The following is a 21016-nucleotide window of genomic DNA, read 5'->3' on the forward strand; positions in this document are numbered from 1 at the left end:
CTTTGCACAAATTTTTTTGCAAAATGAGTATTATTGCGATTGTAGGAAGACCTAACGTAGGAAAATCTACCTTATTTAACCGACTAGTAAAACGTCGTGAAGCTATTGTTGATTCTGTTAGTGGAGTTACTAGAGATAGACATTATGGAAAATCTGAATGGAACGGAAAAGAATTTTCTGTAATTGATACTGGTGGGTATGTAATTGGTTCTGATGATATTTTTGAAGGAGAAATACGTAAACAAGTTCAGCTAGCTATTGACGAAGCTGATATTATTGTTTTTGTAGTTGATGTTGAGCAAGGAATTACACCTATGGACGCTGAAGTTGCTAAAATTTTACGTCAGGTTGAAAAACCGTTATTTATGGCGGTTAATAAGGTTGATAATGCGATGCGTGATGCTGATGCTGTTGAATTTTACAATCTTGGACTAGGTGAATACTACACAATTTCTTCTATTAACGGAAGTGGAACTGGCGAATTACTAGATGCTATAGTTGAAGAAATTCCTGAACCAGACGAAAACGAAGATAAACAAGACGAATTACCTCGTTTTGCTGTAGTTGGACGTCCAAACGCAGGAAAATCATCATTTATTAATGCTTTAATTGGAGAAGACAGAAATATTGTAACCAATATTGCAGGAACTACAAGAGATTCTATCGATACAAAGTATAATCGTTTCGGATTTGAATTCAATTTGGTTGATACAGCTGGAATCAGAAAAAAATCAAAAGTAAAAGAAGACTTAGAGTTCTATTCGGTAATGCGTGCTGTTCGTGCTGTTGAACATTGTGATGTTGCGGTATTAGTTATTGATGCAACTCGCGGATTTGAAGGTCAGGATGAAAAAATATTCTGGTTAGCAGAGAAAAACCGTAAAGGAATTGTAATTCTAGTTAATAAATGGGATTTGGTAGAAAAAGAAACCAATACCATGCGTGATTTTGAAGCTAAAATCCGTCAAACAATTGCACCTTTTACCGATGTACCAATCATCTTTATTTCTGCGTTAACTAAACAACGTATTTTTAAAGCTATTGAAACTGCTGTTGATGTTTTTGAAAACAGAAAACGTCGTATTCAAACAAGTAAATTAAACGAAACGATGTTGGAGATTATGGAACACAACCCACCTCCAGCAACCAAAGGTAAATTCATCAAAATTAAATACTGTATGCAGTTACCTACGCATACACCACAGTTTGCTTTTTTTGCTAATTTACCACAGTATATTAGAGATCCTTATAAGCGTTATGTAGAAAATCAATTACGCGAACACTATAATTTTAACGGAGTACCTATTAGTATCTATTTCCGTCAAAAATAATTTTAACAAAAATTAACTTTCAGAAAGTAGTTTTTTCTCTTTATTTGTAGCCAATTGAAAATCAAATTGCTATAAAAAATGAAAAAACTACTTTTTATTTTTACGTTATTATTGACTAGTTCAATTTTAGCGCAATCTTACCAGTTCAAAATTACAGGAACTATAAACTCCGAAAAAGAACAAACACCTATCGACGCTGCCACAGTTCATCTTGAAAGAGTTAAAGACAGCGCTATTGTTACCTACACAATTACAAATGATAAAGGAAAATTTTCTTTAGAAGGAAAATCATACGATAAGAATGTAAAACTGTTTATTTCGTATGTGGGAATGGACAGTTATTCAAAACAAATTCAACTTGATAAATCTTCTACTTTGAATTTAGGAACCATTTCATTAAAAGAAGAAAGCAATATCTTAAGTGAAGTTGTTATTCAATCTAGGGCTCCTATCACAGTTAAAAAAGACACTTTAGAGTTTAATGTAAAATCTTTTAAAACGAAAAAAGATGCTAATGTTGAAGACTTATTAAAGAAACTCCCTGGTGTAGAAGTGGATGAAAATGGAAAAATTACCGTAAACGGAAAAGAAGTAAATAAAATTTTGGTTAACGGTAAACCTTTCTTTGGAAACGATCCTAGTATCACAACTAAAAACCTCACAAAAGACATTATTGAAAAAGTTCAAATTACTGATACAAAATCTAAATCAGAGGCTTTTACAGGCGAAAATGGAGACGCCAACAATAAAACCATCAACTTAACCATTAAAAAAGAAAACAATAAAGGTTGGTTTGGTAGAGTATCTGGAGGAGTAGGTACTGACAAACGCTACGAAGGAGCTGCAATGGTAAATCGTTTTGACAACAATCAACGTTTTAGTGTATTGGCTAGCACAAACAATATTAACTCCCCTGGATTCAGTTTTGGAGAAATTCAAAAAATGTTTGGTGGCGGTGGTAATATTTGGATTGGAGGAAATGGAGGTTTCAGTATTAACGGAAGACGATTTGGCGGTGGAAGCGGAATTATAAAATCTAAAACTGCAGGAGCAACCTATGCTGATGAATTTGGTAAGGGATTAGATGTAAACGCTAACTATTTTTATTCTGGTAGTACTTCTAATAACGAATCAAAAAGCAATAGAGAATACACACTACCTGATAGAAAATATTTCTCAAATTCTGTTTCCTCTTCCGATGATGAAAACCACAATCATAGTTTTGATACTGAGTTTGACATTGAAATAGACTCTACTTTATTGATTAACATTAGACCTACTTTCGTTTTTAATAAACGTGAAGGAAGTAATCGTAGACAAGAAGAATCTTTAGATGAAAACAATACACTTACAAATAACTACACAAGTACAGCTTATGCTACATCTGAAGCTAACAACTTTGAAAACAGGTTAGACATTACAAAAAAGATGGGAAGCAAAGGTTCCTTTATAAAAGCCTCGATTACCAACCGAATTGATAAAGCAGATACAGAAGAGATTAACAAATCTACTATTGAAGTTTTTGGAGCTTCTCCGAGTACAGAAGTTAGAGATCAAAAAAGTTCTATTGAAAACAACCTAACGGGAATTACTACTCGATTCGTATATCGTTTCCCTTTAGTTGCCAATAAATTCTTTTTAGACGCAAAATACCGTTACCAACGTGATGAACGAGAAAATAAAGAAAATACCTTTGATTTTGACGACGCAACACAACAATACAGCAACTTTAACACTGACTTAAGTTCTGACTTTACTTATAACGACATTACTAAAACTCCTTCAGTAGAGTTAGTGTATAAGACAAAAAAATGGCGTTTTAATTTCGAAACTGGTTTTGTAAACAGAACATTAGAAAACAACGATCAATTACGTCCTGAGTTAAGTTTACAAAAAGACTACAACAACTTGGACCTTAACTCTAGTTTCAGATATCGATTTGACTCTAAAGCATCTGTTTATTTTGATTATCGTTTAAGTAATAACGCACCTAATATAAACCAGATACAACCTTTTTCTGACGTAACCAATCCATCCAATATTATTACAGGTAATCCTAATTTAAAACCTACTCAAAACCATACAGCTTATATCAATTTTAATAAATTTAATTGGCAAGCACGAACAGGTTTTTGGGTTTACATGAGAGGTAGTCTATATAATGACCAAGTAATCACTAACACATCTATTGACGATAACTTAGTTAGAAATACTACATATGAAAACACAAACGGTGGTTATGATTTTGTAGGAGGAGGTAGTTATAGCAAAAAAATAAAATTAGATTCTATTGTAAGCCTTCAGCTTAGAGCTGGCGCGCATATTAGAGCGGATAAAAACTTCAATATTTTAAATGATATAAAAGAAGGTGCTAAAACAACTTCACTTAGCCCTGTGTTTAGAGCTACTTTAGAATGGGATAAAATCGCTTCAATTGAAGGTAGTTACGATATCGATTTTTCAAACACGAAATATGATATAAACACCACACAAAACAGAAATTTCACTAGGCATTCTGTTGATATCAGAACCAAAACAAACATTCCAAAAAAATTGGAATGGAGAAACGATATCCGCTATACATACAACCCTAATGTAATTGGTTTTAACAAAGCTGCTTGGTTTTGGAACGCTACCCTAGCCTACTCTGTATTAAAAGATCAAGGTACTATTAGTTTAAAAGCTTATGATTTATTAAATCAGAATACCAATGCACAACGTAGAGCTACTTCAAACTACATAGAAGATTCTGAAAGTACTGTATTACAACAATATTTTATGTTAGGTTTTAGCTGGAAATTTAATAGCCTAGGAAAAAAAGGTAAAATTCGAGATTATAACTTCAGGTTTTAATTTTTTTAAAAAAACTCACAAAACACTTATCTATTCTTGATAAGTGTTTTTTTTTACAACTGTACACAAAAAACACTTGCAATCGTTTCTATTTAAAAAAAGAATTTTATGTAAATGATAGAAAAACTAAAAAAGAGCTTTAAAGCTTTTAAAGTTACTATTTTTTGAAAGGGAGTAGAACTAAAAACGACTCTTTAACTACCAATTTCGTAAATTTGTATTGATTCATTTTCTTACTTTATGAATATTAGACGAACTAAAGACATTCAGAATATAGAGCTTCCTTTTAAACTTAAAATAAGTTTTGAAAAAATTGTTGCTTTATTTCAAAAATACGCGGGTGAAGAGTTTAAAGAACATCCATATCATCAATCTTCAATAAATATAGTTCAAGAAGCAGAAAAAGCTCCTGAGTTGATTGATGGTTTTTCTGATGAATCTTTATTAGAAAAACACAAAAATACTATTGAGTTATTACTAGAACCATTATTTCCTGAGTTATTATTAGAAAATGAAATTAAAGCGGTTAGTATTCCGTTTACTTTTACATCTTTTAAATTCACTAGCCGATTTGAAAAAATTTTACAAAATGCTGGAGATGACTACGAATTAAAAGTTCGTCATTTTGAGAGTGATTTGATGTATAAGTATGCCTGTAGCATCATTTTAACTGACGTATACAACTACTCTATCGATATAAAACGTCCCTTTTATTTCGATATTCCAGATAAAACGACCAACACTATAAAAAAATATCGTGCGGCATTTAATGCTGACTTTATGGAGATTTATCCAACCGAAAAAGCTCCAAAAATAACTGAAGAAGACATTAAGTTTTTACTTGATAACTTTGACGATATTGACGTTTGGAAAGAAAAATTCCCTCCTGAATCCTATATTTTTAAGGGCTTCGGAATCATGAATTTATTCGATGTTACAACCGATGAAATGATTTCAGAAATAAGAACCAGTCTCATAAAAAAAGATGATGACTTAGTTCATACGTTACAAGAAATATTTCGTAGATTCTTTGGAATAAATGATTTGTCTTTAGGGTTTTCCATCTTTGAAACCAATTCAAACAGTTTTTCTTCTTCACACATAAATAAAGAAGAAAGTTTAGTTCTGAGCTATGAAAAAGATGTTTCTTGCGATTGTATTTTTTGTAATTATATTTTAGAAAAGCTTTTCGTAAATAACGAAACTCTTGCTATTTCTGATGTAGAGAAATATGGTGAAAAAACCGAAAATAAAAACTTTTACCAAAGATTAAAAGATAAAAATATTGGTAGCATTATTTTAGTACCTATACAAGCTTCAGCTAAAAACAGCTTAGCTATTATTGAGTTTGCTTCACCAAGACCTTTTGAACTAAACTCGATTAATCAAAATAAACTACAAGATTTAATTCCACTGTTTAAAATTGCTGTAGATCGTTTTTCTGAAGAACATCAAAACATACTTGAAGCTACAATTCAAGAAAACTACACCTCTATTCATCCAACTGTAAAGTGGCGTTTTTATGAAGCTGCTGAAAGATTTCATAGAGAATCATATGAAGCAAAGCAAAAAGTTAAAATTGAAGATATTGTTTTTCCAGATGTCCATCCTTTGTATGGTCAATCAGACATTAAGGGTTCATCTATTGCCAGAAATACAGCCATTAAAGAAGACTTAAACACTCAACTTTCTTTAGCTATTTCTGTTTTGTTAGAAGCCTGTAAAGTTGAAAGTCTTCCAATTTATAAAGAATTACGATTTAGAGTTGAAGAGTATTTATCAGAAGTTAAAAAAGGACTAAAAGCTGGTGATGAAATAGCCATTTTAGATTTTTTAAAACGTGATATCTACCCTGTTTTTAACCATATAAAAAAGGTTAACAACCAATTAAATACCTTAGTTGAGGAATACATTAAACGTTTAGACCCTAACCTACAAGTAGTATATGAAAAGCGTAAAGCCTATGAAGATAGTGTTACTTTATTAAACGATAAACTAGCTTCTTTTATTGATGCTAAACAAGAAGAAGCTCAACAAATGTTTCCTCATTATTTCGAACGTTACAAAACAGATGGTGTTGAGTATAACATGTATATAGGACAGTCATTAACAAAAGAGAAAAAATACGACGACATATACTTATACAATCTTAGATTATGGCAACTACAAGTAATGTGTGAAATGGAAAATGTAGCCTTAAAAGCTGCAGAAAAAATGGAGCATAAACTTCGAGTAGCTTCCTTAATTTTAGTGCACAGCAATCCTTTGTCTATAAAATTTAGAATGGACGAAAAACAATTTGATGTTGATGGAGCCTACAATATTCGTTACGAAATCATAAAAAAACGTATCGATAAAGCTCATGTTAAAGGAACTGAAGAAAGGTTAACAGTTCCAGGAAAAATAGCTATCGTATACTCTCAAGATAAAGATGCTGATGAATACAATAAATACATTAAATATCTTCAATCTAAAAAATTATTAGGTAAAGTAGAAAAATTAGAAGTTGAAGATCTACAAGGAGTTTCTGGATTAAAAGCTTTACGTGTAGAGGTTATTTATCAAGAAAGTTTTGATGCTAAAAAAACAATAACTATTGATGAATTAATCCAAGAGTTTAAATAAGCCTCTATAACAACCCTGATATTAGCTCCGCTACTTTTGAAGCATTATCTTGTATATTAAAGGCTATAGCAAAAGCTATTACACTTACCAAAATACCAATCATAAAAACTGTATAGGTAATTCGTAGTATCTTATATTTTCTGTTTAAAACCAATCCTAAAAAGTACAAATCTTTGGTTAGTGAACCATACAAATAGTCGCGGTCTTGCATCATTTCACTCATTGCCCACTCAAATTCTGGCAACTTCATTTGATGAAAATTTCCGAAGAATAATAAATTCACTTTTTTATTGGTTACATCTTCTTTTGTAAATTTTCCTTCAGTAACATTTGGTCTGGTTGCTAAAACTGATAATACTATCGAAATTACCGTGAAAACCACAAAAATTATCGTTGGAATAATTAGGTAGTGATTTGACGGATTATCTAACTTAGGAATTAAAGTAGATAAGGTCATTGAAATAATAATTGCATTTACCGAAAGTAAAATATTCGCTTTTGTATCAGCAATGTCACTTAATGTTATATGATTACGCATCGCTACGCGAAACATCGTTTCTATCCCTCTTTCTGGTAGCTCTATTTTATTTTTCTTGTACGCTAACTCTTCTTTTTTTTGCTTCAACTTAGCAGCTTCTTGTGCTTGTTTTTGCTTTTTCTTTAAAAGCTGTGCTATGTTTTTACTTTTTTGTTTTTCCCAAAGTTTAGAAGCTTTACTAGTATAAAAGCGATGTTTGGTTAAAAAATTAAGGTTCGCATCATCCCATTCAACATCTTTTATCGTTCTATCACAAACCAGTTCTCTTTCTTTACGTAATAACTCGTTAAAATCAGAATAGTTTTTACTACCTACATGAGAACAATCAGCATCTTTTAAAATCTTTTCTACTTCTGTACTAGGGCTAACTCCCATTTTGGTAATAGCTATCAATCTTGACACCTCATCAATTATCTCATCTGAAACCCCTTCATTGTTTAAAAAGTTAGTAGCAATAGCCACACTTTCTTCTTCATGATTGTCTGGGTTTACAGTATACCCTGCATCATGAAACCAAGCCGCTAAAATTAACGCTTGCTTCTCTACTTCTGAAAAAGCTTCTCCCTCAATTAATTCAAGTGTTTTTTCAACCACTCGTTGAGTATGAGCAATGTTATGGTATACAAAATTCTTAGCTAAACTTTCATTTAGTAAATCCACCACAAACTGCTCTGTCTTTTCTATCAAACTATTCATGAAAAAGGTTTTTGCTAAAATAATAAATTATTAACCAGTATTATTTTTTTAATAACATCATAAAAAAACGTACTTTTAAAAGAGTTTTTCAATATAAAAATGACGCACGAACTTAAAGAAATACTACAACAAGCTACTATAAACCAACAACAAGGAATACAAAATGTACTGGCTACTGTCGTCGATTTAGATGGGTCTTCTTACAGAAAACCAGGAGTTAGAATGTTACTTTCTTCTGACGGAAAAATAATTGGTGCTATTAGTGGGGGCTGTGTTGAAAAAGAAGTACAACGTAGAGCTCAATCGGTTTTTGAAAACAACAAACACAAAGTAATAACCTATGACGGTCGTTATCGTTTAGGTTGCGAGGGAATATTATATATTCTTTTAGAACCTTTTTATGTTTCTTCTGAGTTTATTGATGCCTTTTCTGAAAACAATTTCCTAAGAAAACCGTATAACATCACCTCTTTTTTTCAAAAAGAAGATGAGGCGCATGGAAATTTTGGTTCTGTAATTCAATTTAGCAATCAACAACCTTTTTCATTCAATAAAGAGTTTGACGTTAAAAAAGTAGCTCATTTAAGTTCTTTCAAACAAACTTTACAACCACTATTTCGCTTACTTATTATTGGTGGTGAACATGACGCTGTTAAACTTTGTGCACAAGCTACCCAATTAGGTTGGGAAGTTGATGTTGTTACTTCTATTAAAGATCCGAAAGAACTATCTGATTTCCCTGGAGCAAAATCGGTAGTTGCACAAACTCCTGAAACAATCCAGCTTTCTCATGTAAACAATAACACCGCTGTTGCTATTATGAATCATAATTTCACATACGATTTACGTTGGTTGATTAAGCTACAAGAACAGAATCCTATTTACATAGGTATTTTAGGAGCAGCCAAAAGACGAGAAAAGTTATTCAATGAGCTATTTGAATTTTCTCCAAATGTTTCTGATGAATTTTTAGATAAAATTCACACTCCTGCTGGATTAAATATTGGAGCAGAAACCCCAGAAGAAATTGCTTTATCAATCTTAGCAGAAATATTATCGGTAATTCGTAACAAGGAAGTATTTTCTCTAAAAAAGATTACTGGACGAATCCACAATTAATACAATGCAAAAAACTGCGATTCTTATATTGGCTGCAGGCAGTGCTTCCCGAATGGGAAAAACAAAGCAATTGCTTCCTTATAAAAACACTACGTTATTAGAATGGACTATTGAACAAGCTCAAAAATCAGTCGTAAAAAATGTATTTTGTGTATTAGGGGCTAATAAAGATGCGATTGAAAAGCAACTTTCAACAAAAACTGTTGAAGTCATTTACAACCCTAATTACAAAAACGGATTAAGCACAAGTATTGTAAAGGGAATAGAGTTCTTATTGAATTACAACTTTGATAGTGTTTTAATAATGCTAGCGGATCAACCTCATGTTACTTCTGAATATTTGAATTCTTTAATTGAGGTTTCAAAAAACAATCCTTCCAACATAATTGCTTCTAGTTATCAAGGCAGTGTTGGAGTCCCTACTATTTTTCCGAAGAACTATTTTAATGATTTATTGGATTTAAAAGGAGATAAAGGAGCTAAGAATTTTCTACTACAACAAAACAACAATGTTATTAAAGTAAACTCTACTCAAAACTTGCTAGACATTGACACTCCTGAAGATTATCAACATTTATTAAAGCAATAATTTTAGCTTAAAAAGCCTTATTTTTACATAACCAAAAAACTGAACATGAACTTAACCAAGTTTTGCTTGTATCTAGCTATAATTACTATAGTTAGTGGTTGCGCATCCTATAAAGCTAAGTACGCTGATAAAACCTCTCCTAAAACAATTAAAACTGATAAAGAGCTAATACACTCGTTCTATTTAATTGGAGATGCCGGCAATGCCGAAATGGAGCAAACAACACCTACACTAACCTTTTTCCAAAAAGAGTTAGCCAAAGCTTCTAAAAATTCGACTACCTTATTTTTAGGAGACAATATTTACCCTTACGGAATCCCCAATAAAGAACATAAAGATAGAGCCTTAGCTGAACATCGTTTACAAACACAAATTGATGCACTGCAAGACTTTAAAGGAAAAACAATTTTTATTCCTGGAAATCATGACTGGTATAATGGTGTAGATGGTTTAAAAGAACAAGAACGATTAGTTGAACAAGCTTTAGGAAAAGATTCTTTTCTACCTGAGGGAGGTTGTGGATTGGATAAAGTAGAAATCAATGACGATCTTACTTTGATTATTATTGATAGTCGTTGGTTTATTATGGATTGGGATAAAGAGCCTAAAATGAATGATAATTGTGATATTAAAACACGTGAACGTTTCATTCAAGAGCTCTCTAGTTTATTTAAGAAAAATAGATATAAAAATGTAGTAGTTGCTGTACATCACCCATTGTATAGTAACGGACCACATGGAGGAAGCTTCTCTGTAAAAGACCACATGAAGCCTACACCAATTTTAGGTACGTTGAAAAATGCACTACGCTCTCATGCAGGAATTCAAACTGATATTTTCAATAAAAACTACAGTGATTTTATTAATCAAATACAAGCAGTATCTGATGATTTCACAGACAATGTTGTATTCGTTTCTGGTCACGATCACAACTTACAATACATAGAACAAGACGGGTTCAAACAAGTAATTAGCGGTTCGGGCTCAAAACAATCAGCTGCTTTAATTGGTTATGGAGCACAATTTACCTACGGTAATCACGGGTATGCTAAATTAAACTATTACAAAGATGGTTCAGCTATTATTGAGTATTATGCCGCCAACACCAAAGACGGTCACAAACTTCTGTTTAGCAAAGAAATTATAAAACCAAGACAAACAAAAACCTATTCAAACTTTCCTGAATACGAAGAGCATAAGAAATTTGTAGAAACCTCAATTTACCCTCCAGAAGCTACAAGCGTTAGTGGTTTTCATAAATTTATGTGGGGAGATTTAAACAGAGACAAGTACGGAAAAACAGTTAAAGTTCCTATACTAGAATTAGAAAATGTCTATGGAGGTTTAACTCCTATCAGAAGAGGTGGTGGTAATCAAACAAATTCGTTACGATTAGAAAATCCTGAAGGAAAACAGTATGTATTACGCTCAATGGTTAAAGACGGGAGTCGTATTATGGGTGGTATTTTAAAAGGTACTTTTTTGGTTGATGTAGTTCAAGATATTTTTACCATGTCGCACCCATACGCAGCTTTTGTACTTCCTGATATGGCAGAAGCTGTAAACATTTACCACACCAACCCAAAACTATATTACATGCCTAAACAACCTGCTTTAGGGAAGCATAATGATATTTTTGGAGGGCAATTATACCTATTAGAAGAACGACCTGCTGGCGACCGAAGTGAATTAGACAACTTTGGAAATTCAGATGATATTATTAGCACATTTGATGTGTTAGAAAAAATTAGAAAAAACGGAAAACACTCTATTGATCAAGAATGGGTGGTTCGTTCGCGTTTGTTTGATATGGTAATTGGTGATTGGGATAGACATGAAGACCAATGGCGTTGGGCTTCTTTTAAAACCGAAAATGGCAAAACCTATTATCGTCCAATTCCAAGAGATAGAGACCAACCTTTTTCTAAGTTTGATGGAGTTATGATTCCGCTTTTTCAACAGTTTGCACCCTTAGTAAAGAACATGCAAACTTTTGATAATGACATCAAAAACATGAAGTGGTATAACAATTACGCTCGTTTCTTTGATGCTGCCTTTTTAAATCAATTAACACTTGATGATTGGAATAAACAAGCTGAATATATTCAACAACATTTAACCGATGAAGTAATTGAAAAATCAATTCAACAATTACCAAAAGTTATTTATGATATTGATGGAAAAGAGACCATTGCTAAAATAAAAGCTCGAAGAGATAAATTAAAAGAAATTGTAAAACGTTATTATACCAAACTAAACAAAGTTGTACATGTAGTTGGTACAGATAAAGACGATAAATTCATTATTAAACGTTTAAATGATGATGAAACTAGCGTTACTGTTTTTAGAAAAGAAAATGAGATTTATAACCGTATTTTTAAAACAAAAGAAACTAAAGAAATACAAATTTATGGTTTAAATGGAGATGATGAGTTTTTAATTTCTGGTGATGTGCACGATGGAATTTTACTACGAATTATAGGTGGTCAAAATCACGATGTGTATACCGATAAATCATCCGTTGCAGGTTGGGGAAAGAAAACTAAAATCTATGATTTTAAATCAAAGAAAAACACGATAAATCCAAGTTCTGAAACTGCAGATTTACGTTCTGATAGTTATTTTAAAAATACCTATGACGCGCACGACATTAACAACAATACAACTATTGTTTTTCCTAGCTTAGGTAGCAACCCAGATGATGGCTTCTTTTTTGGTGTTTCGGTAAACTATACGCAACAAGGATTCAAAAAACGTCCTTTTGCAAGTCAACATATTTTAGCAGCAAACTATTACTCTGCAACTGGTGGATATGATTTAGAGTACAATGGTGAATTTACCGAGCTAATTGGTAATTGGAGCTTACATTTGCGTGCTAAAGCTACTAGTGATAATTATTCTTTTAATTTCTTTGGATGGGGTAACGAAAGTATTTACGATCATAGTTTTGATTTAGATTATTACCGTGTTAGAAAAGAAGAAATTAGTTTTTCTCCTTCGTTATTAAAACGATTACGTGGAGGAAGTATCTTTAAAATTTCAGGAATTGTTGAAGCTATTGAAGTGGAAGATACACCAAATCGATTTATCAATAATTTTGACAATCAACCTACTGCTATTTTTGACACTAATTATTTTTGGGGAGGTGAATTAAACTTTAATCACAACCGAGTAGACAATAGTAGTTTTCCTACCAAAGGTATGAACTTTGATTTAGCTGTTGGGGCTAAAGCCAACTTAGACGATTTCGACAGACGTTTTGGTTACATTAAAAGTTCTTTGGCTATGTATCAAAACCTAGTGTTCAACCGCTCATTAGTTTTTGCTTCTGAAGTTGGAACTCAAATTAATGTAGGAAATCGTTTTGAAGTTTACCAAGCAGCTACTTTAGGTGGTGAACGTAGTTTACGTGGATTTAATAGAGAACGTTTTTCTGGAACCGAAAGTTTTTACCATAGTAACGATTTACGTTTGCGTTTTGGACGCATTCGTACAGGAATTATCCCTATAAAAGTTGGTGTTACTGGTGGTTTTGATTACGGTCGTGTATGGTCTCCGTACTCTCCAAATTCAAAGAAATGGCACACTAGTTATGGTGGTTCTTTTTGGCTAAGCGGAATTGACTTATTCACTGCAAATATTTCATACTTTAAAGGAAATTCACAAGAGGACAGAGTAGCTTTTAGTATTGGTTTTTCTTTTTAATTCTTAAAAAATATGACACAACAAATTGTATTAATTACAGGAGCTTTATTTGGTATGCTTGCTGTAATATTTGGAGCTTTTGGAGCACATGCTTTAAAGAAAATTTTAACTAAAGAACAATTAAAATCATTTGAAACAGGTGTAAAATATCAAATGTATCATGCACTCGTTTTATTATTCGTTGGAAGTTATTTTGATGCACCTAGTTCAGCAATATATTATGCTTTTGTAATTGGAATTATACTGTTTTCCTTTAGCATTTATGGTTTAGTATTATCTGACGCAAAAGGTAAAAAAATGAAGTTTTTAGGTCCTATTACTCCTTTAGGTGGTTTACTACTAATTGTTGGATGGGCACTTTTAATATATAACATAAGCCAAACCATACACGTTTAACGTGTATGGTTTAGCTAACATGGATAAACAAAAATCATATTGTTAATCAACACCTTGGGCATCACTGATAATTCTATCAATAAATTCAGTTTTTATATATAATTGTCTTGCTAAATTGTAAAGCACATCAACTTCAGCAGCATCTATGCTTCCATCCGCATAAGAAATAATAGATAAATCTCTTAGAATATTTAATTTTTGCATTACAGAAATTACAATGTCTAACTCTTTTGCTAGCGCTATGATCTCATCAATAATATCTTGCTCTGTTAATCCTTTAATAGTTAACATACACTGAGCAAAAACTGATGGAGACACCACACTACTCAACGCCTGTATTTCAGAATCATCAACAACTCCATCTGCCTTTGAAATCATATAACCACCTAAGAACATAAAACGTTGGATTTTTTCTGAATGTTCAGTTTCATTTCCTAAATCTTCTGGTTCCATTAACGACATAATTCGTTGTATTTCTAACTCCATCGCTTCCTCTGTTATTTCTCCATTAATTTCAGGATTGAATAACTCATACGTTTTACTCTTGTTAAACAACTCTAAAGCTTTAATACGAAGTGGGCTAAATGGATGACTACTATACCAGTCTGACGGATCGTGTGTGTCATCATTTAAAACTTCTTCTAAATCTGAAAACTGATTGATATACTCGTTTAGTTTAAAGTCTAAAGAATCAGAAGTTACTCCAGATGATAGCTTAAAGAATGTTCTTGCTGCTGCTTCAAAACTCTTACAGCATAATAAACCAGCTCTATCTGCACTAATTTCAGCGTTACGATTCCACGCATATAACTTCATTGCGTGAATTGGCGCTAAATCGTTTGCTCCTTCGTCTAAAATATGTTTTACTGGATAATTGAAATGCTCGAATAATACATGTCCTATTTCATGACCAATGACAAAAGCTAACTCATCTTTACTAAAACGTTCTAAAATTCCTGAAGTTAAAATAATGTACAATTTATCTTCATCTGGCGGATAACATGATGCGTTGAATTTATCGTTTTGATACACAAAAAACTCTATATCTGCCTTTAATTTCAGCACCTCTTTACAGTGATTCCCAATTTCATGAAGTACTGGAGCTAACATTTTTGTTAATCGTAAACTTGATTTTAACAAATGTCTTCTCGATTTAAAAACTGGATTGTTTTCTCGTATTTTTTCTAAAGTTTTTTGAATCAACTCATCCTCTTGAAACTCTAAAACATAATCACGATCACCGTCATACACCAACGCATTTAAATCAATGTCTGCTCTAGTGTTATCATACACCTCTTGAATATTCTCTGTTACATTTTTAAGGTTTAACTCGTTAATTTCTTCAATACGTTTTGTGTATTGTTCTGCTAACTCTTTAGCTACGTTTTGAAAATGAACACTTGCTTGGTGGATTAACTCATTATCGCCTTTTTCTTGTGCAAGATTCAAATCTTCCATCATCTTATTTTGCGCCTGAGTTAATGCATCTTGATGTTCTTTTTCTAATTCTGATAGTGTAGTAGATTGATACATACTTTTTCTTTTTTAAGCTCCTACTGGAACTGTTGAGTTAGACAATTTTAACAACCTTCCTTTTAGGTCAAAAATTCCTAAAATTTGATCTTCCCCTTTTTTAGCAACGATATTATTTCCTGATACCTCAACCTCATATCCTTTTTGAGCTAAGTAACAAAACAATGCATGCTTATGTTCAAAGTCCATACGAGTAATTGTTTTTGAGAAATGTGAACAAATTAAAGCAGGAATGTTTATCTCTTTTTCATCAACCATATCCGTATATAATAAAACATACACAGTAAGTCCTTTAAAAGGTAGTGGAGCGTAGCAGCTTGCCTGATTTACTCCTGTTGCTACGAATGAGAAATAATGTCCTGGATCGTGTTCTGTTTCTATTTTTGAGGAAAGTAAGTCTTCTATTCCATGGCGTTCTCCTAGAGCTTTCATTTGTAATGAAGCTTCTAAAAATTGTTCTGGAATACCGCTTTGTTTATTTGCCCAAGCCCATAACCATGATTTTTCATTGTGAGAATATGTTCCTAATACCTGCATTTTAAAGATATGATCACCATAGGTTACCGTTCCCTGAAGCATATCACAATTCCAAGGTAAATCCTCAACAATATCTGCTAAGTTATCTTGCTTTTCAAAAGCTAAAGCTACGTATTGATTGTGCAACTGAGGTAAGCTCAACTTTATTGTGTTATCTACCTTTCCTCCTACAATATTATTCGGATTTTCTGTACTCTCAACACTGGCTTCACTTCCTGCAAATTCTTCTAAATGAGTTTCTAAAAGGTGTACAATTCTTTCTGTTTTCTCTTCCACCTTATCAGCATTCATAATTGGGCTGTGATTAATGGTTAACACCCCATCTACAAAAGTGATTGCTCTTTCTAAGTTGTGTTCGTTATTTTCATTAACTATCCTTACTTCTTTTAATCCATTCTTTAGCAACTCTCCCCCAATTTCATCAATGTTTACAGCTTTGATTGCTTCAATTAACGGTTGAAAATATATTTTTGGAAACGTATCATTGTAAAGATGCGAAAACTTATCTTCTACCAGTGTATCCCATGCTATGTTTAGTGATACGTTAAACCCTGCTTTATTGTTTATTTCCGCTTCTAATGCTGGAAACGATTCGTTTTTAAATGTTTGAACTGCTCTTTTTTCTTTAAGACCCATTTTTTAATAATTTTATTATTCTACAATACTTTTTCTATCTTTTCAATAAAAAGATTCTCTAATTCTTTTGGCAATACTTTAGTAATTACAACACCAATTTTCAACACACTTCCTTCTTTACTTACTTGTAATGTTTCTGTGTTAGTAATAGCAATAGTTTTTATTTCTTTCCATGCTACTAACCCCATTTCATCTTCTACTATTCGTTGTTTTGCTTTTAATAAGCTTGTAATAACATCTTTACAGTTTAATCGAGTATTTGCTTCTTGTAATACTAATTTTTCAAATGATAATTTGATAGTTGCTTCTAACAAAGGTTCTTGCTCAAGAATCCATCTTTTTAATTGTAAAGTACTAATGGGGTCTTCTCCTAACGGACGACTAATGCTTCCTTTAGATAAAGAAACCGCCATTTTTTTAGGATGTTTAATTCGTAAAACGGATACTTCTTGAAGATCGAAAAACAACACTTCTTGTTCTTCGGTTCTCATACATACAAATGTTTGATATTCTTCTTTTGTGATATCTACCACAAAACCTTCTATATAAAGTCCGTTTTTTAATGATAAAGCAACTTTTAATTGCTTCTTATCACTAAACATACTATGAATTATAGCTGCTGGTGATTGTGCTTTAAATTGATTGATATAATCTGTTTCCATAGCAATTTTGTTTTTATTGTGAATTACTAGACTATAGGTTATTCTCTAATAAATCAACAAGCACATCTGTTCTATCTTGAACTTTATCTGCGTTTAAAATTGGACTATGGTTTACTTGTAAAACTCCTTCTTCAAAAGTATAAGCATGCGTTGGGTTGTGGTGATCGTCTTTGTTGGTAATAACCACTTTCTTTAACGATTCTGACAATGCTTCTTTCCCCATATCATCAGTTGCTATGGCTGAAAAAGCATCAATAAGTGGTTGGAAGTAAATTTTAGGGTAACTGTCATCATATAAGTGTAAAAACTTATCTTCAAACATGGTATCCCACTCTACATCTATTGTTACATCAAAACCTGCTGCATTGTTTATTTGCTCTTTTAATGCAGGATATTTTTCTTCTTGAAAAGTTTTTGTAAATCTTTTTTCTTTAAGTCCCATATGATTGTTTTTTAAGGTTACTTTCTATTATTTACCTCAAAACTACATGGAACTTTAGTACTCTTTTAATGAGTTTTATATGTGTTACTTTCTATTTTGTATTCGTATTAAAGTTCTCTAAAAACTGTTTTAAATACGTCTTCTTTCTTGATGATAAAGGAATGTTTTCTCCGCTTGATAATTTAACTGTATTAGCACTTACTGAAGCTAAATACTTTATATTAATTAAGTGAGATTGGTGCACTCTAGCAAAGGCATGTGTACTTAAAATATTTTCATAATACTTTAAGTTTCGAGCACTCATTATTTTTTTATCTGTAGTATAAAAAAGCGTATAACTTCCATCTGATTGACAGCGTACAATATCATCTACATGTAAAAAATGTTGCTCTTCGGTAGTTTTAATAAGTAATGTTTTTTGAGCCTCTTTTTTATCTAACTCGTTTATTTTACTTAGCGCTTGTGTGTACTTTTTTTCTTTTTCAAAATCAGCTCTAAAACGTTCTACACAAGCATTTAATTCGTCAGAATCTATAGGTTTTAGTAAATAATCTACCGTGTCAAACTTAATTGCTTTTATAGCAAACTCATCATAAGCTGTGGTAAATATCATTTTAAAGTTTATGGTTTCTAAGGCTTCTAATATTTGAAAAGCATTTCCACCAATCAGCTCAATATCTATAAATACCAAGTCTAAATTATTGTTACTCAAAAAGTCTATAGCCTCATCTACATTATCAATTTTAGCTACAATTTCTATATCTTTTTGTGTGTATTGCAACAATTTTGTTAATGTATTTAATGCATTAAACTCATCCTCTATTATAGCAGCTTTTATCATTTTATAACTTTAATTTAAATACAACTTTTGTTCCTGAAGGATTACCCTCTTTGTCATGCAAATCTTCTATAGTAAAAGATTTTTCTTCTCCTTTATTTCTTGTCTGTAGTCTTTCAATAAAAATATCGGTAGCGTGTAAATCTTTCGCTATTTTTTCTTGACTCTTTTTTTGCTTTCTTCCTACTCCATTATCTTCAATTTCAAAAAACAGTTCTTGTGCTGTTTTTCGAATATTGAGACTCAATATTCCTCCTGATTTCTTTTCTTTTAAACCATATTCAATAGCATTTTCAACAAAAGGTTGCAATAGCATTGGAGGTACTTTTACTTGTTTTGTATCACAGTTTTCAGAAATATGTATATGATAACTAAAACTATTGTTGAAACGTAATTGCTGTGTATCTATATAGTTAGAAATCATAGCTAGCTCTTCTTCTAAGCTAATTTCTTCTTTCCGAACATAATCAAAATTTTGTCGAATGAGCTTTGAGAACTTAGCTATATAGTTTGAAGATTTTACAGGGTTTCCTTCTAAAGTAATGTTTTGAATCGCCGCTAAGGTGTTGAATATAAAATGTGGATTCATTTGAGCTCTTAGCAAACGTTGTTCTAATTTAGATGCTTTATTAGCTGCTCTTAGCTTGTTATTATATCCTATAAACAGGGCTGTAATTAAAATAAGTACCAACGATACAATTACACTAATTCCTAACCACCAATTTTGTTTGTTTATTTCTTTCTGATGGGTTAGTGCTATTTCTTTTTCTTTTATTTCATAGTTCACATTAGCAAAGTGAAGAAGCTTTTTATTTTGCTTTTTATTCTTTACCACCTCTATACTGTCTCGTATTATTTGATGGTTCAATGCTTTTTGGTACTGTTTTTTAAGAATTGCTATTGATATTAGCTTATCTCGTATTTCTAATTCTTCTGAAAGGTTATTTTTACTCTTGTAGATTGACATCGCTTTGTTGTAATTTACCTCTGCCGAATCTAGCTTATTTGTTACTAAAAAAAGAGTTCCCAAGCCTTTGTATGGAGCTCCATTAATTGTTTTAATTTTTTGATTAAGTTTTGCTGCTCCTCGTAAAAACTTCTCCGATTCTTCAAAACGTTTTGCTTCCAAATACGTGTACCCAATATTATTAAGAACACTAACAATCGTCTTAGGGTCTTTTGCTGACTCACCCAAAGCCAATGCTTCCGAAAACTGTTTTAGTGCTTTGTTATATTGTTTTAACTTCAAGTAAACTCCTGCAATATTACTTTTAATTGCTATGATTGAATTAGGATCGTTTGAATCTGTAAATAGCTCCTCAGACCGCTTTATATAAAACAATGCTTTTTCATAATCTTTTAAAATAAAGTGAAGGTTGAATAGTTGATTATTTGCCTTAGCCTGCAATCTGGTATTTTCTATTTTCTTACCTATTTCTAGAGCTTCCAACGCATACTTTTGAGCATCTTCTAACTCATTTAACTTCATACAGGTGGCACTTAATGTTATTAAGCTTCTTCCTTTATTATAATCGTCTTTTAGTTTTGTGAATAATCTGTACGTTTCTAAATGAATGTTTTTCGCCTCTATAAGCTTATCGTTTAGGTAAAAAAGTTCTCCTTTGCTAAACAATAGTAAAGCCCTGTTTTTAGAATTTTGTTTCTTTTCTAGTAAACTATCTATTTTTCTTAGCCCTTCTTTTGGTTTTTGCTGAGAAATACTATCAATAGTGTATAAATATTCTTGTAAGTTTTTGTCTACATTATTTCTCGTACATGTTGTAAAAACAAAGCAGATATAGGCAATATGTAAAAAGTATTTTTTCTTAAGCAAAGGCATTTTTCGTGAGTAATTAGCCAACTAAAATAATTATATATTTTCATTCCACCTCCATATCCATCACTTTAACAAAACGTTTATAAAATAATAGTATGCGTTTATAAAACACCCAAAAATGAAATCGCAATTTCTATGATATTTGGCTAAAAAATTAAATAATTAATAATGAGTACAGTTGAAACTATAGAAGAAGTTATTAAAACAGGATCTTGTGATTTAACAAGTTTTGAAAAGATTGAAGAGATTTCTAAACCTAAAGTTAGTATTGATGGAGCCTACCTTTTAATTTATAATTGGCCCGACGACCCTGATGGTGCTAACACTACTATTCACGTTGATCTTACCTATTTATTTATACATAACGATCAAGAATACAAAGCTATTACAAGAACTAAGTTTTATGATTTTGATGTTGCTAAGTTTGAAAACTTACCTAAAAAATACTTTATAACCGAATATCATAAATTAGTAGAGCAAGCTTTGATACTGTCTAAACAAAAAATAGAGGAAAATTTAAAGGAATCTTTAAGTTCGGTTATTCCTTTTAACTTTAACCGTCAAGATAGTATATTATTGGCTATAAATGCAGGATATTCTAGACAAATTGATTACGTCTAAACATCAAAAATAAGCGATGTACCTCTCTCTTAATCTCTCAGTTATCAATGTGCATACA

15 protein-coding genes are annotated in these 21016 nt (G+C 31.7%); 8 read left to right on the top strand and 7 right to left on the bottom strand.

What is annotated here, in order from left to right:
• Positions 1-23 precede the first annotated feature (23 nt).
• The 3 genes from der to ACKTSU_RS12065 all read left to right on the top strand — a co-directional run bounded on the left by der (position 24) and on the right by ACKTSU_RS12065 (position 6809).
• The gene (gene der, locus ACKTSU_RS12055) at positions 24-1331 is read left to right on the top strand and encodes a ribosome biogenesis GTPase Der (protein ID WP_038005898.1); all 1308 of its coding nucleotides are present in this window, start codon (positions 24-26) and stop codon (positions 1329-1331) included.
• Between the two features lie 78 nt (positions 1332-1409).
• On the top strand, positions 1410-4184 hold the full coding sequence (locus ACKTSU_RS12060; protein ID WP_408036669.1) for an outer membrane beta-barrel protein: 2775 nt from the start codon (positions 1410-1412) through the stop codon (positions 4182-4184).
• Positions 4185-4424: 240 nt separating this feature from the next.
• The gene (locus ACKTSU_RS12065) at positions 4425-6809 is read left to right on the top strand and encodes a GAF domain-containing protein (RefSeq protein ID WP_408036671.1); all 2385 of its coding nucleotides are present in this window, start codon (positions 4425-4427) and stop codon (positions 6807-6809) included.
• Positions 6810-6813: 4 nt separating this feature from the next.
• Here ACKTSU_RS12065 and ACKTSU_RS12070 read toward each other — a convergent pair whose 3' ends face one another.
• Positions 6814-8043: a Pycsar system effector family protein gene (locus ACKTSU_RS12070; RefSeq protein WP_408036673.1), complete on the bottom strand. Its 1230-nt coding sequence runs from the start codon at positions 8041-8043 to the stop codon at positions 6814-6816.
• A 99-nt stretch (positions 8044-8142) separates the two neighbouring features.
• Between ACKTSU_RS12070 and ACKTSU_RS12075 the strand changes: the two genes are divergently transcribed.
• From ACKTSU_RS12075 to ACKTSU_RS12090, 4 genes are read left to right on the top strand one after another with little or no spacing between them, the layout of a single operon-like run.
• Positions 8143-9162 carry an XdhC family protein gene (locus ACKTSU_RS12075; protein ID WP_408036674.1) on the top strand — a complete coding sequence of 340 codons (1020 nt, stop codon included), beginning with the start codon at positions 8143-8145 and terminating at the stop codon, positions 9160-9162.
• A 4-nt stretch (positions 9163-9166) separates the two neighbouring features.
• On the top strand, positions 9167-9751 hold the full coding sequence (locus ACKTSU_RS12080; RefSeq protein WP_408036675.1) for a nucleotidyltransferase family protein: 585 nt from the start codon (positions 9167-9169) through the stop codon (positions 9749-9751).
• A gap of 45 nt (positions 9752-9796) precedes the next feature.
• Positions 9797-13456: a ShlB/FhaC/HecB family hemolysin secretion/activation protein gene (locus tag ACKTSU_RS12085; protein WP_408036676.1), complete on the top strand. Its 3660-nt coding sequence runs from the start codon at positions 9797-9799 to the stop codon at positions 13454-13456.
• 12 nt (positions 13457-13468) lie between these two features.
• Positions 13469-13852 (top strand): DUF423 domain-containing protein, encoded by a 384-nt coding sequence (locus tag ACKTSU_RS12090; protein ID WP_408036678.1) that lies wholly within the window; start codon positions 13469-13471, stop codon positions 13850-13852.
• Between the two features lie 42 nt (positions 13853-13894).
• On the opposite strand, the gene ACKTSU_RS12095 is transcribed toward ACKTSU_RS12090, so the two are convergent.
• The 6 genes from ACKTSU_RS12095 to ACKTSU_RS12120 all read right to left on the bottom strand — a co-directional run bounded on the left by ACKTSU_RS12095 (position 13895) and on the right by ACKTSU_RS12120 (position 20340).
• Entirely contained in the window at positions 13895-15385 is a 1491-nt protein-coding gene (locus ACKTSU_RS12095; RefSeq protein WP_408036679.1) for a M48 family metallopeptidase, read from the bottom strand.
• Positions 15386-15397: 12 nt separating this feature from the next.
• A complete protein-coding gene (locus tag ACKTSU_RS12100) occupies positions 15398-16558 on the bottom strand; it encodes a DUF6882 domain-containing protein (protein WP_408036680.1) in 1161 nt (386 codons plus the stop codon).
• 20 nt (positions 16559-16578) lie between these two features.
• Positions 16579-17220 (bottom strand): hypothetical protein, encoded by a 642-nt coding sequence (locus tag ACKTSU_RS12105; protein WP_408036681.1) that lies wholly within the window; start codon positions 17218-17220, stop codon positions 16579-16581.
• Between the two features lie 31 nt (positions 17221-17251).
• A complete protein-coding gene (locus ACKTSU_RS12110; protein WP_274633299.1) occupies positions 17252-17662 on the bottom strand; it encodes a hypothetical protein in 411 nt (136 codons plus the stop codon).
• A gap of 91 nt (positions 17663-17753) precedes the next feature.
• Entirely contained in the window at positions 17754-18503 is a 750-nt protein-coding gene (locus ACKTSU_RS12115; protein WP_408026350.1) for a LytR/AlgR family response regulator transcription factor, read from the bottom strand.
• Between the two features lies 1 nt (position 18504).
• A complete protein-coding gene (locus ACKTSU_RS12120; protein WP_408036682.1) occupies positions 18505-20340 on the bottom strand; it encodes a tetratricopeptide repeat-containing sensor histidine kinase in 1836 nt (611 codons plus the stop codon).
• A gap of 165 nt (positions 20341-20505) precedes the next feature.
• On the opposite strand from ACKTSU_RS12120, the gene ACKTSU_RS12125 reads away from it, so the two are divergent.
• A complete protein-coding gene (locus ACKTSU_RS12125; RefSeq protein ID WP_408036683.1) occupies positions 20506-20958 on the top strand; it encodes a hypothetical protein in 453 nt (150 codons plus the stop codon).
• The last annotated feature ends 58 nt before the right edge of the window (positions 20959-21016 follow it).

This window comes from Tenacibaculum aestuarii (genome assembly GCF_964510395.1).
Taxonomy (GTDB): Bacteria; Bacteroidota; Bacteroidia; order Flavobacteriales; family Flavobacteriaceae; genus Polaribacter; species Polaribacter aestuarii.